We start from the raw sequence: 12,697 nt of genomic DNA, 5'->3' as shown, positions 1-12,697 counted from the left end.
GGCGGTCCGAGCCCGAGCGGCCTCAGACGTCCTCGTCCGCCGCCAGCAGCTCGTCCGCGTCCACGATCCGGTACGCGTACCCCTGCTCGGCCAGGAAGCGCTGGCGGTGCGCCGCGAAGTCCTGGTCGATGGTGTCGCGCGCGACGACCGAATAGAACCGCGCCTCGTGCCCGTCGGCCTTGGGGCGCAGCACCCGGCCCAGCCGCTGGGCCTCCTCCTGGCGGGAGCCGAAGGTGCCGGACACCTGGATCGCGACCGTCGCCTCGGGAAGGTCGACGGAGAAGTTCGCGACCTTGGAGACCACGAGCACCGAGATCTCGCCCTGCCGGAAGGCTTCGAAGAGCTTCTCGCGCTGCGCGTTGGTGGTCTCGCCCTTGATCACCGGGGCGTCCAGATGCTCGCCCAGCTCGTCCAGCTGGTCGATGTACTGGCCGATGACCAGCGTCTGCTCGCCCTGGTGCCGGCGCACCAGCGCCTCGGTCACGTACTGCTTGCTGGCGGTGGTCGCACAGAAGCGGTACTTCTCCTCGGTCTCGGCCGTCGCATACGCCAGCCGCTCCGAGTCGGTCAGATTGACCCGCACCTCGACACAGTCAGCGGGGGCGATGTAGCCCTGCGCCTCGATCTCCTTCCACGGGGCGTCGAACCGCTTGGGCCCGATGAGGGAGAAGACATCCGACTCCCGGCCGTCCTCGCGGACCAGCGTCGCGGTCAGCCCCAGCCGCCGCCGGGCCTGCAGATCGGCGGTGAACTTGAAGACCGGGGCGGGCAGCAGATGCACCTCGTCGTAGACGATCAGGCCCCAGTCCCGGGAGTCGAACAGCTCCAGATGCGGGTAGACGCCCTTCCGCTTGGTCGTCAGCACCTGGTACGTGGCGATGGTGACCGGCCGGATCTCCTTCTTCGTCCCGCTGTACTCACCGATCTCGTCCTCGCTCAGCGAGGTCCGCTTCACCAGCTCGTGCTTCCACTGCCGGGCCGAGACCGTGTTCGTCACCAGGATCAGCGTGGTCGCCTTGGCCTGCGCCATCGCGCCCGCCCCGACCAGCGTCTTGCCCGCGCCGCACGGCAGCACGACCACACCCGAGCCGCCGTGCCAGAACCCCTCCACGGCCTGCCGCTGGTACGGCCGCAGCGCCCAGCCGTCCTCGCGCAGCTCGATCGGGTGCGCCTCACCGTCGACATAACCGGCCAGGTCCTCGGCGGGCCAGCCCAGCTTGAGCAGCGTCTGCTTGATCTGCCCGCGCTCGGAGGGGTGGACGACCACGTTGTCCTGGTCCAGCCGCGCCCCTACCAGCGGCTGCACCTTCTTCGAGCGCAGGATCTCCTCCAGCACCGGACGGTCGGTGGAGCTCAGCACCAGGCCGTGCGCGGGGTGCTTGACCAGCGTCAGCCGTCCGTAGCGGGACATCGTCTCGGCGATGTCGACGAGCAGCGCATGCGGCACGGGATACCGCGAGAACTGCACCAGGGCGTCCACGACCTGCTCGGCGTCGTGCCCGGCAGCTCGCGCGTTCCACAGCCCCAGCGGCGTCACCCGGTACGTATGGATGTGCTCCGGCGCCCGCTCCAGCTCGGCAAAGGGCGCGATGGCCCGCCGGCAGGCGTCCGCCAGCTCGTGGTCCACCTCCAGGAGCAGCGTCTTGTCGCTCTGGACGATGAGGGGTCCGTTCACGCGCCTCGCCTTTCGCTTCCCGGCCGGCGGCCGCTGAGACCGGCCGCAGACCTCGACCGTTGATCACGACCGCAGACATCGACCGCAGATACGGCCAAACGTCCAGTGTGCCGCATCGCCGCGGCGGACGTCAGCGATGGATGGCGGGCCCCTGTGAGGCGAGGAGGGCCCGCCAGGTGGCGGGGTCGGCGACGCCGGTCACGGGCAGGGCCCGGGCGCGCTGGAAGGTGTCGAGGGAGCGGGCGGTGGAGGGGGTGAAGATCCCGGTGATGTCGGTGGCCGTGCCGGTGTTGTTGAGCAGGTACTGGAGGGCCACGACCGCCTGCTTCGGGTCGTTGTGGGAGTCGATCCGGATGATCAGGTGCGACCAGGTCTGCGCGCCGACCTTGCCGTCGGCGAGCAGACCGTGGGCGGCCTGGAACGTCTTCACGGCGGCCGCCGTCGCCGCCCCGAAGTCGCCGTCGGCCTCGACGGCATGGCCATGGGCCTGGAGCAGGTACTGGACGGTACGGGCCTTCCACAGCAGGTCGCCCTTGCGGGCCAGCGGCCAGCGGGAGGCCGCGGGGCCGGTCGAGGCGGCCGCGGCGGCGACCGACGGACCGCCCTGGCCGGCGCGGTGGGCGAACGCGCTCCAGCCGAGGCCGATCCCGCCGCCGAGGGCGAGGACGGCCAGGAAGGCGAGGGCGGTGCGGAGGGAGGCCGTGCGGGTGGTGGCCGTACGGCGGGGCGCGGGCGCCACCACCACCGCTGCGGCGTCGGCCGGGGCTTCATTGGCCGGGGTGGCATCGGCCGGGGTGGGGTCCGCCGGGCTGGCGTCCGCCGGGGTGGCGTCGGCCGGGGTGGCGTCGGCCGGGGTGGCGTCGGCCGGGTGGGGTGATTTACGGGCCGGTACGGCGGCCGCCTCCTCGGCCAGGGCGCGGGCCCGGGGCAGGTCGGCGGCCGGGGCGCGCAGCACCGTGTGGAGGAGTTCGACGGTCCTGAGCGGCGCGGTGGAGGGGTGACGGGGGTTGAGATAGCGGGAGAGGGTGGTCTGGTCGATGCCCAGACGTCCGGCCAGCGACTGCTGGGTGGGCTTCGGACGTCCCTCCCGCGCCGACAACTCCCACCACTTCCTGAGCAGTTCCGCCAGCGCGCGGACCGCTTCCCGGTCCGGTCCGGTTGGTCCCGTCATGCTTCCCCCGGGTCGTTCGAGTGTCCTCAGCTGTCTCGCTCGGCCAAGTGCAGCTGCATAAGCGCAGGTCAGCGCAGTGCATCGGGTCGCTGCATCGATGCATGAGCCGGAGCCCGGCAGATCGTAGTGAAGTCCCCGCCGTTGCTGCATCGTTGAGGGGCGCCGCCGACCGGGCCGCGCACCCCCCGCTCCGTCCCCGCCCCTGCCCAGGGGTGCTCCGGCCTGCGCGAATCCGGGAGCGGAGGGGTTCAACGGACCTGTGCAGCAAGGAAACGAGGGAAATGACTATGCCCCTGACATCACCCGTTCGGGTAAGTACCGCGCTTGCCTGTACCGCGGCCGGGACCGTGCTCGCCGCTTTGGCGACGGCCGTGCCGGTGGCGCAGGCGGCGTCACCGGCGTCGTACTCCGTCGCGGGGGTGGACACCAGTCACCACAGTCACGGCCGGGGGGAGAAGGAGCGGATCGACTGGACCCGGGTGGCGAGGACGCACAGCTTCGTCTTCCTCAAGGCCAGCCAGGGCGCCGGCTACAAGGACCCGTGGTTCACCCGCGACCACGCGGCGGTCGCCCGTACGTCGCTGCTGCGCGCGCCGTACCACTTCTTCGACCCCCGGAGCACGGGCGACGGGGCCGCGCAGGCCCGGCACTTCATCGCCACGGCCCGCGCGGCGGGCTACCGCGGCAACCGGGCGGGTGAACTGCCGCCCGTACTGGACGTGGAGAAGGTGCGCCGGAACCACAGGGAGGTCTGCCCCCGCGAGTTGCGTCCCGCGCAGCTGACGGTGTTCCTCCGGGAGGTGCGCAAGGCCTTCAGGGTCACGCCGATCGTCTACACCCGGGCGTCCTTCGTGAAGGAGTGCATGGGCGGCCGGGGCCGCGTCTTCGCCGGCCATCCGCTGTGGCTGGCGCGCTACGGCAGCGGCACCCACGAGCCGCAGCCCGTCCCGGGCGCCGGCAGCTCCTGGACGTTCTGGCAGCACACCGAACACGGCCGCACACCCGGCATCCCGGGAACCGGCGACCGCAACGTCTTCCGCGGCAGCCGCGACCAACTCCGGGCGATGGCGTCCTGACCCCTGCCCCGGCCGGCGGCGCCCCACCCAGAAACCACCAACCGCCAACCACCCAGCCATCAACCAGCGCCCACCAACCACCAACCGCTATCCACCAACCACCGTCATCCGACAAGGAGTCACCCATGTCCGTACGCACCGTACGCACCATCGCGCCGCGCCTGATCGCCGGCGTCGCCGCCCTCGCCGCCCTCATGGGCACCGCGGCCACCACCTCCGCCACCGCTGCCCCGGCCGCCCCCAACCGGGCCGCGCTGGCGAAGCAGATCCTGGGGACGAAGGGGATCGCGCCGGCCACCGCCCACGCCGGCGGCCGGCACGCCGCGTCCACCGCCCGGCAGAACCTCGTCGACACCGCCCACGGCAAGGGCGCCCTCACCAGCCCCTGGGGCGACCGGCCGCACCGCCGGGTCGCCCTGGACACCCGGATGCTCAACGGGATGCTGAAGCTGCGGACCCAGTACGGCTACCGGATCTCGGTCTCCGAGATCGTCGGCGGCGACCACAGCAGCCGCTCCCGGCACTACGCCGGAATCGCCTTCGACATCAACTACATCAACGGCCGCCATGTCGGCAGCGGCGCCCCGCACCGGAACCTGATGGCCGCCTGCAAGAAGCTCGGCGCCACGGAGGTGCTCGGGCCGGGGAACGCCGGACACGCCACCCATGTCCACTGCGGCTGGCCCCGCTGATCCCGCCGCGGATCCGCTGATCCCCGCCGGTTCCCGGCCGTCCGCGAAGGGCGGCCGGGCACCGGCATGCCGTCCCGCGGTGCCGTGATCAGCGGGAGCCGGCCATGACGAAGACGCCGACGAAGAAGACCATGTAGAGCAGCAGGATCGCCGCCGCGACGGCCGCCACGACGAGGACGCCCTTCATTACGGTGCGCGCGGTCCGATGGGCGTCGGCGGGTCGCGCAGGGACTCCGGGGGACAGCTCGTGCTCGCTCATGGAGCCATCCTGGGGAGCGCGGGGGCGGGAGGCCATCCGTAGACCTACTCAGATGTGCCGGGCTGTTCAGACCGAGTCGTCCGCCAGCTCCGCCACGCCGGTGATGCGGTGCAGCGGGTAGGTACGGACCTCGTCGGAGGTGTGGTCGTAGGCCGTCACGAAGCCGCCCTCGACCCGTACGGGCGCGATGACGCGCTGGCTGGCGGCGCCGTCGGCGTTGACATAGCCGATCCAGAGCGCGGAGTTGGTCAGCACCGCGGCCTGCATGGTGGCGAGGGTCTCGGCGGAGGTGGTGCGGGGCAGGGCACCGGGGGACGGCGCGGGCGCGTGGACCGGCTTGCGTTCCGCGGTGGCCGCGAGGTCGCCGGCGCGGATGGCCCGCACCGCCGCCGCGAGCAGGGTCGGGTCGGGGGACGGCGGGCCGTCGGGGACCGGGGCGGGGGCGGTGCGCGGCGGGGTCCGGTAGGAGTCGGCGCGGGCGATCAGTACGTCACCGGCGGCCGACTCGGCGGCCGGGGCGTAGCCCATCGCCCGGAGGCCGTCGAGGAGTTGGTCGGGGGAGGTCTGGGCGGCGAGCACGGTCGGGGCGAGCCGGCGCAGCCGGAGCGCGGCGGCCCGGCGGTCCGCGAGGATCTCGGAGAGCAGCGCGTCGTCGTCACAGCGGACATAGGCGGCTGCCGCCCCGATCCGCAGCTGCCCGTGCTTACGGGCCACATCGTCGATGAGGTACGCGAGCGGCTGGGGGACCGGGGTGCGGGAGTGGGTGGCGAGGAACTCCTGCAGCTCGGCGGCGGAGCGGCCGGCGTCCAGGGCGCGGCGTACGGAGCCGGGGGTGAAGCGGTAGACCGTTGCGCCGCCCTTGGACTCGATGTCGGCGAGTACGCCGAGCGCCTCGGCGAGCGGGCGGCGCAGCGGGCCGGGCGCGACGGCGGTCAGGTCCGCCTGGAGCAGGACGTGATCGACGGGTTCGGGGAGCAGCGGGGCGAGCAGGGCGGCGGCGCGGGTCGCGGCGGCGGTGGTTTCGGCGGGGGTGGGCGCGGCGCTGTCCGACGCGGTGTCGATCAGGGTGCGGCCGTGGGTGGACAGCGCGCCGCGTCCGGTTACGCCGAGCAACTCGGCCTCGGTCAGGGTCCAGTGGGCCAGGCGCGAGCGGAGGTCGTCGGCGGGGTCGGCGCCGGGCGCGGCGGTGGCGCCGTCAGCGGCGGCCGGCGCCTGGCCCGCGGCCGGTGCGCCGCCGCGCAGCGGGCGCTCCCACTGCAGCCGGGCCAGCACCGCCGTCGCCGGGACGGCGGTGCCCGGCGGCAGCGTGGCGAGCAGGCCGAGGGCGCGGCGGCGGACCTCGGGGGCGGGGGAGCGGTCGAGGTGCGGGCCGAGGGCGGCGAGCGCGCGGCCCTTGGCATCGGCGGTGCCGACGATGCCGGGGGCGCGGGTGGCGGCGAGCCAGCCGGCCGCCAGCGCCGCCCAGCGCTCGTGGTCGGGCAGCTGCAGCCACTCTTCGGCGGCCGGGGTGGCCGCGAACCGCTCGTCGGCCTCGCCGTCGGAGGCGATCAGCCCGGCCGCGTAGGCGAGTTCGAGCCAGAAGGCGGCGAGCTGCTCGGTGGTGTCCAGGGCGGTGGCGGTCCGCTTGAGGTCGCGGACGCTCATTCCGCCGGCGCGCAGCACGGCCGGCCCGCCCAGGTCCCACTCCTTGAGCAGCTCCTCGACGGTCGCGAGCGCGGTGAACGCCTGGTTCGCGGCGGCGTTGTCCACAAGCTGTGGATCGCGTTCCGTGGCGGGGGAGAGCGCGGGCGGGACCGGCTCGGGGGTGCGATGGGCGCGACCGCCCCGCAGATGCAGCGCCGCCTCCCGCGGCAGCACGACATTCCGGGCGCCGGCCGGGATCAGCAGCCCCCGGTCCAGCAGCCATTGCAGATGCGGGGCCGGGCGGTCGGTGACCCCGCCGTAGGGCGGGCCCCACAGCAGCTTGTCGAGGACGGCCACGGACTCGGCGGGCGCGGTGTCGAGCAGCGCCGCCATCCGGGCACGGTCGGAGAACAGCGCGGTGAGCGAGGCGACCGCGGTGACCGGGTCGTGGGTGGTGGGCAGCCCGGCCGCGGCGATGATCTCCTGCAGCAGCCCCGGCGACATCCCGGCCATCGCCTCGGCGACGGTCGGGCCCAGACCGGTCGGCGACGGGTGTGCGGCGCTCGGTGTGAGCAGCTCACGGGCCGTCCGCACCAGCCGCAGCCGCTCGTCCGGACCCCACACCAGCGCCTGCGCCCGCAGCTCCGCCACCGCCCGGGGCAGCTCGGCGGCGACCGCCGGGTCCCCGGCGTCCCCGGCCATCAGCGCGCCCAGCGTGTCGTACGGGCACGGGTCGGGCGCCACCGCCAGCGCCTCGGCGGTCTGCAGCACGAACCGGTCGAGCCGCTCCACGGCGCGGACCACCGATGCCCGCGTCCCGGCCCGGGTCGCCAGCTGGGTGACATCGCCCGGCACCGGATTGAGCAGGTCGGGCCGCGCCCGCAGCAGCCCGACGAGCCCGCGGTCGGTGCGGGTCCTGAGCTCCTCGGCGAGGGTGCGGGGTGTACCGGTCATTCGTCCTACGTTAGCGGGGCGGGGGAGGACGGGGGAGCGGGTGGCCGCACGGCGGCGCCCCGATCCGCCCCGGTCCGGAAGACACCCGCTGACGCCGCCCCCGGCCGCCTCCGGCCCGGCCGCCGGTCGAGGCGGTACCGTCGGGGCAGCAACCAGCGGACGCCGCAGGGGATTTCGTGGGGATCGAGAGCGATCAGCTCGTCTTTGACTATCTGAGCCGGGTGGGCGACCTGGCCCAGCAGCGGGGGCTGCCCGCCGCCACGCGGATGCGGCTGGTGACCGGGCTCCGGGCCGAGATCGACGGTCAGCAGACGGATTCGGTGTCCGGTGTGAAGCGGACGCTGGCCCGGCTGGGGACGCCGGAGGCGGTGGTCGCGGCCGCGGGGAGCGCGGACGACCGGGTGCCGGGGGCGTCCTGGAGCGGCCCGGGGACGCGGCAGGACCCGGGCGCCGGGGCCACCGCGGACGGCGGGCCCGCCGTACCCCTCGGCGCGCCGGGGCCGTCGCGGTCCGACGAACTGTCCCGGCGGTGGACCGGCGCGCGCGACAAGCTCACCGGCCTGGCCGCCCGCAGCGGCCTGACCGGCAAGGCGGCAGGGAACGGGAAGACGGCCGGGAACGGCAAGGCGGCCGGGAGCGGCGGCACGGTCCCTGCCCCGCGCGACGAGGCGCCGGACACCGCGCCGGCGGTCGGCCTGCCGCCGCATCTGGCCGGCGCCGACGAGCTGGGTGACGACGGGGACGCGCCGGACTGGTGGCGGGTGGAGCCGGCGCCGTTCGGACCGGGCGAGACCGTGCCCGGATTCGTCGGCGGGATCGAGATCCCGGAGATGTGGGACCGGCCCGAGGGCGAGCGCCCGCTGTCACTGGAGAAGGACGGCGAGGACGGGGCCGGGGACGAGGACACGGCGGCGCCGGCGGAACGGCCGCTGCCCCGGATGCTGCGGCGCGTGCTCGGGCGCCGGCGTGCCGCCCCCGCGCCCCCGGCGGAGGCCGGGGAGGGGGAAGAGGTCGTCGTGGTCCCCGCGCGGGCGCCGCTCAGCCCCGTCCTGATGCTGGCCGTGCTCCTGCTGGTGGCCGGTGCGGCGCTGGGGTCGTGGCTCGCGCTGGCGGGCGGCTGGGGGCTCGCGTATGTCTCACGGCGGCTGAGCCGGGCCGAGGCCAAGTTCGCGGCGCTCGGTGTGCCGGGCACCGTCGTCGGCGGTCTGGTGGTGTGGCTGTGGGGCCGGTTCGACGGGCGGTGGGGCGAGCCCCTCGCACAGGGCCGGCTGGGGCAGGAAATGCTGGACGCGCTGCCGGGGACGGCGCGGGTGGCGGCCGTCGTCTCGGCGCTGTTCCTGGTGTGGCGGATGCGGCGCACACCGCAGTGAGACAGCCGCGTACGGCGCCGCCGGGCGCACCACGGCTCACCCGGCGCGGTCACGCGCTTCCGTGACCGCGCCCCGCGGCGCCGTCCGGCAGGTCCGGCCGGAGGTCCCGTAGGGCAGGGCCCCACGCCCCTCCTGACCGCCCCGCCGCCGCGGGCACAATGGCAGGCATGGCTGCGCACTCCCTGACGGTCGGCTTCGACCTCGACATGACGCTGATCGACTCCCGCCCCGGCATCAGGGCCGCCTATCACGAGCTGTCCGCCCGGACCGGCACCTTCGTCGACGCCGACCTCGCCGTGAGCCGGCTGGGGCCGCCGCTGGAGGAGGAGATCAGGCGGTGGTTCCCCGCGGAGCGGGTGGCGGAGACCGCCGACCTCTACCGTGCGCTGTATCCGGCCCACGCGGTCACGGCGACGACCGCCCTGCCCGGCGCCCGGGAGGCCCTCGGCGCGGTCCGCTCGGCGGGCGGCCGGACGCTCGTGGTGACCGCCAAATACGAGCCCAACGCCAAGCTGCACCTGTCGCACCTCGGCCTCGACGTGGACGCCCTCTTCGGCTCCCTGTGGGCGGAGGGCAAGGCCGAGGCGCTGCGCAAGCACGACGCGCAGATCTACGTCGGCGACCACACCGGCGACATCGTCGGGGCGCACACCGCCGGCGCACTGGCCGTCGCGGTCGCCACCGGCCCGTGCGACGCCACGGAGCTGCGCGCGGCCGGCGCCGAGGTGGTGCTCAACGACCTGACGGAGTTTCCGTCCTGGCTGGCGCGCTATGTCGCCGAGGGCGCTGACGGGGGCGAAGCCGCCGCCACCTGACGGCGCTGGGCGACCACGGAACGGATCACTCCGGCCGCCGCGACCAGAAAACCGGCGCCCATCAGCATGCACACCGCGTAGAAGACGGACGGCAGCGGATCGGTCCCGAGGAACAGCGGGGCCACCGTGGCGAGAGTGGCCGCTGCGCCAACTAGGAACATGATCGCGCCGATTCGGACCAGCAGATCCCCGGCAAGGGGAGTTTCGTCAGACACCTGACCAGGGTAAGTCCGGGCCAGAAGCACGGAGGATCCACCCGGCGGCGTCTTGTCACCGGCCTTGGGACCATTAGCCTTGGGGTGGCGGGTCCTGCGGCCCGCTGCATTGCTCTCCAGACCTCTCCCCTTCCCGGCCCCGCCGGGCGGAGGGGAGCCAGCCCGCAGTTCCGCAGTAGACCCGGCCCAGTTTTTTCCAACGAGTACGAGGACGAGGACAGACGTGCCTACCGGCAAGGTCAAGTGGTTCAACAGTGAGAAGGGCTTCGGCTTTCTCTCCCGCGATGACGGCGGTGACGTCTTCGTGCACTCGTCGGTGCTGCCCGACGGCGTGGCCGCACTCAAGCCTGGCCAGCGCGTCGAATTCGGCGTCGTCGCGGGCCAGCGCGGCGATCAGGCGCTGACCGTGACACTCCTCGACCCCGCACCCTCGGTGGCCGCGGCGCAGCGCCGCAAGCCCGACGAACTCGCCTCGATCGTCCAGGACCTCACCACGCTCCTGGAGAACGTCACCCAGCAGCTCGAACGCGGCCGTTACCCGGACAAGGTGCACGGCGCCAAGATCGCCGGCATGCTGCGCGCCGTCGCCGACCAGCTCGACGTCTGACGGGCCGGCCGCGGGCCTCCGTATCCGGACGTCACCCGCGGCCCCGGCCGGCACTCCCGGCCCACTCACACAAAGCTCAACGCATCGCGGCCGAGGGGCGGAACCAGCCCCTCGGCCGCGGCGCGGGTGAGCAGCCCGCGCACCGCGGCATAGCCGTCCTCGCCGAGGTCGGCGGTGAACTCATTGACGTACAGCCCGATGTGCTGGTCGGCGACTTTCGGGTCCATCTCCTGGGCGTGCTCCAGGACATACGGCCGGGACGCCTCCGGATCGTCCCAGGCCATCAGGACCGAGCTGCGGATCGCCGCCGCGAGGCCGCGCAACGCCCCCTCGCCCAGCGACCGCTTGGCGATGATCGCGCCCAGCGGGATCGGCAGACCGGTGGTGTGCTCCCAGTGCTCGCCCATGTCGGCCAGGCAGAACAGACCGTAGTTCTGGTACGTGAAGCGCGCCTCGTGAATGACCAGGCCCGCATCGACCTTGCCGTCGCGGACGGCCGGCATGATCTCGTGGAACGGCAGCACCACGATCTCCCCGACACCGCCCGGCACCTCGGCCGCCGCCCACAGCCGGAACAGCAGATACGCGGTGGACCGCTCACTGGGCACCGCGACCGTCTTGCCCGCCAGATCCGCGGCCGCGCCCGGCTCCCGGGTCAGCACCAGCGGCCCGCAGCCGCGCCCCAGCGCCCCGCCGCAGGGCAGCAGCGCATACTCCTTGAGCACCCACGGCAGCACCGCGTACGACACCTTCAGCACATCGAACTCACCGCGCTCGGCCATGCCGTTGGTGATGTCGATATCGGCGAAGGTGACCGCCAGCTCCGGCGCGCCGGGGACGCGGCCGTGCGCCAGCGCGTCGAAGACGAAGGTGTCGTTCGGGCACGGCGAGTACGCGATGTTCAGCGGCCGGGTCACGGGGTCCTCCTCAGGGGTGGTGCGGTTCCGGGGCCGGTCCGGCGGTGGCCGTCAGGGCTCCGGGAAGCGTACGGAAGGCACCGGTCAACGCGGTGAGGGCCTCGCCGATGCGCCAGGCGGCGCGGTCGCGGGGCCCGACGGCATTGGAGATCGTACGGATCTCCAGCACCGGCACCCCGTGGGCGGCGGCCGCCTCGGCGACCCCGAAACCCTCCATCGCCTCGGCCCGCACCCCCGGGTGACGTTCCGCCAGCTCGGCGGCGCGGTCCGCGCTGCCGGTGACCGTCGAGACGGTGACGACGGGGCCGACCGCCGCGCCGGACGCCGCCGCGACGGCCCGCACCAGCGCCGGGTCGGGGCGGTGCACGACCGTGCCGAAGCCGAGTTCGGTGACCGGGACGAACCCGTCGGGGCTCTCCGCGCCGAGGTCGCCCGCGACGATCGCGTCCGCGACCACCACCGACCCCAGCGGCGCGCCGGAGCCGGGACCGGGGGAGAAACCGCCGCCGATTCCGGCCGAGACCACCAGGTCGTACGGCTGCCCCGCGAGCGCGGCGGCGGTCAGCGCGGTGGCCGTACCGGCGGCCGCGGCGGCCGGACCGACACCGGCGGCCAGCGCATCGAGCGCCACCGGAAGGCCGGCCGCCCGTCGCAGCTCATGGCCACCGGGCAGCGTCATCCCGTCACAGGGCTCCGCCGCGGCACACACCGCGTCCCGCTCGGCGGCCACCGCCGTGACGACCAGCACCCGCATCATGCGGCCCGCGCGCCCTAGTTCTCCTGCTTCAGCGTGAAGTGCCACATCGTCTTGGGGCCCTCGCCGGCGCCCAGCTCGGCGACCTGGAGGGTGACGTCCTTGGAGTACGTGGTCTGGCCGGTCTGCGGGTTCTGCTGCATGAAGAGCGTGTCCGCGTCGAAGCTGCGGTACGTCCCCTTGCTGGGCTCACGCATGACGGGGCCGGCACCGATGACGATCCAGCCGGACTTGGCGACCTCCGGGTCGACGCCGACGCGCACCTTCTCACCGGGGCGGACGGTGATCGTCTTGCCGCCCTTCTTGGTCAGGCAGGCCGAGATGTCCTTCTTGGAAAGGACCTTGCCGTCACCGTCGCACCCGGGGGTGGCCTCGGCCGTCACGGTCGACGAACCGACGGTCACGGTCGCGAGCGCGGTCGGCTTCTCGCAGGCGGAGAGGGTGATGAGACCCAGGGACACGGCACCGATGGCGGCAGCGGCGCGGCGGCCCTTGCCCCAGGAGATCAACGCAGCGGTCATACGGGCAGGCTATCTGGCGCCTCAGCTCACGCCACGCCCGGGTGCGGC

General features: G+C 74.0%; 13 protein-coding genes. 5 read left to right on the top strand and 8 right to left on the bottom strand.

Annotated features, from left to right (window positions below; all coding sequences use genetic code 11):
- Window positions 1–22: 22 nt before the first annotated feature.
- On the bottom strand, window positions 23–1,675 hold the full coding sequence (locus STRNI_RS17760) for a DNA repair helicase XPB (RefSeq protein ID WP_093645108.1): 1,653 nt from the start codon (window positions 1,673–1,675) through the stop codon (window positions 23–25).
- Window positions 1,676–1,805: 130 nt separating this feature from the next.
- The gene (locus tag STRNI_RS17755) at window positions 1,806–2,846 is read right to left on the bottom strand and encodes a peptidoglycan-binding protein (RefSeq protein WP_277411578.1); all 1,041 of its coding nucleotides are present in this window, start codon (window positions 2,844–2,846) and stop codon (window positions 1,806–1,808) included.
- Between the two features lie 281 nt (window positions 2,847–3,127).
- On the opposite strand from STRNI_RS17755, the gene STRNI_RS17750 reads away from it, so the two are divergent.
- Window positions 3,128–3,922, top strand: coding sequence for a glycoside hydrolase family 25 protein (locus STRNI_RS17750; protein WP_277411577.1), 795 nt, complete (start codon window positions 3,128–3,130; stop codon window positions 3,920–3,922).
- 125 nt (window positions 3,923–4,047) lie between these two features.
- Window positions 4,048–4,614 (top strand): hypothetical protein, encoded by a 567-nt coding sequence (locus STRNI_RS17745; RefSeq protein WP_266447573.1) that lies wholly within the window; start codon window positions 4,048–4,050, stop codon window positions 4,612–4,614.
- Between the two features lie 88 nt (window positions 4,615–4,702).
- Here the strand turns inward: STRNI_RS17745 and STRNI_RS17740 are convergent, their stop codons facing one another.
- Both STRNI_RS17740 and STRNI_RS17735 read right to left on the bottom strand, forming a co-directional pair.
- Complete coding sequence (locus tag STRNI_RS17740) at window positions 4,703–4,873, bottom strand: hypothetical protein (RefSeq protein ID WP_159486765.1); 171 nt, start codon at window positions 4,871–4,873, stop codon at window positions 4,703–4,705.
- A 66-nt stretch (window positions 4,874–4,939) separates the two neighbouring features.
- Window positions 4,940–7,450, bottom strand: coding sequence for a helicase C-terminal domain-containing protein (locus STRNI_RS17735; RefSeq protein ID WP_266447567.1), 2,511 nt, complete (start codon window positions 7,448–7,450; stop codon window positions 4,940–4,942).
- A 176-nt stretch (window positions 7,451–7,626) separates the two neighbouring features.
- On the opposite strand from STRNI_RS17735, the gene STRNI_RS17730 reads away from it, so the two are divergent.
- Window positions 7,627–8,820, top strand: a complete 1,194-nt coding sequence (locus STRNI_RS17730) for a hypothetical protein (protein WP_277411576.1) — start codon at window positions 7,627–7,629, stop codon at window positions 8,818–8,820.
- Window positions 8,821–8,987: 167 nt separating this feature from the next.
- A complete protein-coding gene (locus STRNI_RS17725) occupies window positions 8,988–9,635 on the top strand; it encodes an HAD family hydrolase (protein ID WP_109891968.1) in 648 nt (215 codons plus the stop codon).
- On the opposite strand, the gene STRNI_RS17720 is transcribed toward STRNI_RS17725, so the two are convergent.
- A complete protein-coding gene (locus STRNI_RS17720) occupies window positions 9,590–9,850 on the bottom strand; it encodes a hypothetical protein (RefSeq protein WP_078518621.1) in 261 nt (86 codons plus the stop codon). The genes STRNI_RS17725 and STRNI_RS17720 overlap by 46 nt on opposite strands.
- Window positions 9,851–10,073: 223 nt before the next feature.
- On the opposite strand from STRNI_RS17720, the gene STRNI_RS17715 reads away from it, so the two are divergent.
- A complete protein-coding gene (locus STRNI_RS17715) occupies window positions 10,074–10,457 on the top strand; it encodes a cold-shock protein (protein ID WP_018089689.1) in 384 nt (127 codons plus the stop codon).
- A gap of 65 nt (window positions 10,458–10,522) precedes the next feature.
- Here the strand turns inward: STRNI_RS17715 and STRNI_RS17710 are convergent, their stop codons facing one another.
- From STRNI_RS17710 to STRNI_RS17700, 3 genes are read right to left on the bottom strand one after another with little or no spacing between them, the layout of a single operon-like run.
- The gene (locus STRNI_RS17710) at window positions 10,523–11,374 is read right to left on the bottom strand and encodes a 1,4-dihydroxy-6-naphtoate synthase (protein ID WP_093645120.1); all 852 of its coding nucleotides are present in this window, start codon (window positions 11,372–11,374) and stop codon (window positions 10,523–10,525) included.
- Window positions 11,375–11,384: 10 nt separating this feature from the next.
- On the bottom strand, window positions 11,385–12,128 hold the full coding sequence (locus STRNI_RS17705) for a futalosine hydrolase (protein WP_277413269.1): 744 nt from the start codon (window positions 12,126–12,128) through the stop codon (window positions 11,385–11,387).
- Between the two features lie 17 nt (window positions 12,129–12,145).
- A complete protein-coding gene (locus STRNI_RS17700; protein ID WP_018089686.1) occupies window positions 12,146–12,649 on the bottom strand; it encodes a hypothetical protein in 504 nt (167 codons plus the stop codon).
- Between the last annotated feature and the right edge of the window lie 48 nt (window positions 12,650–12,697).

Origin of the sequence: Streptomyces nigrescens, assembly GCF_027626975.1 — a bacterium.
Lineage (GTDB): Bacteria > Actinomycetota > Actinomycetes > Streptomycetales > Streptomycetaceae > Streptomyces > Streptomyces nigrescens.
Note: the sequence above shows the minus strand (reverse complement) of the source record. Positions and strands in the feature narration are given on the sequence as shown.

Bases quoted from the DNA above. Each gene is read 5' to 3' on its own strand.
- STRNI_RS17755 (WP_277411578.1), bottom strand. From the start codon at position 2,846: ATGACGGGACCAACCGGACCGGACCGGGAAGCGGTCCGCGCGCTGGCG.
- STRNI_RS17750 (WP_277411577.1), top strand. From the start codon at position 3,128: ATGACTATGCCCCTGACATCACCCGTTCGGGTAAGTACCGCGCTTGCC.
- STRNI_RS17745 (WP_266447573.1), top strand. From the start codon at position 4,048: ATGTCCGTACGCACCGTACGCACCATCGCGCCGCGCCTGATCGCCGGC.
- STRNI_RS17740 (WP_159486765.1), bottom strand. From the start codon at position 4,873: ATGAGCGAGCACGAGCTGTCCCCCGGAGTCCCTGCGCGACCCGCCGAC.
- STRNI_RS17735 (WP_266447567.1), bottom strand. From the start codon at position 7,450: ATGACCGGTACACCCCGCACCCTCGCCGAGGAGCTCAGGACCCGCACC.
- STRNI_RS17725 (WP_109891968.1), top strand. From the start codon at position 8,988: ATGGCTGCGCACTCCCTGACGGTCGGCTTCGACCTCGACATGACGCTG.
- STRNI_RS17705 (WP_277413269.1), bottom strand. From the start codon at position 12,128: ATGCGGGTGCTGGTCGTCACGGCGGTGGCCGCCGAGCGGGACGCGGTG.
- STRNI_RS17700 (WP_018089686.1), bottom strand. From the start codon at position 12,649: ATGACCGCTGCGTTGATCTCCTGGGGCAAGGGCCGCCGCGCCGCTGCC.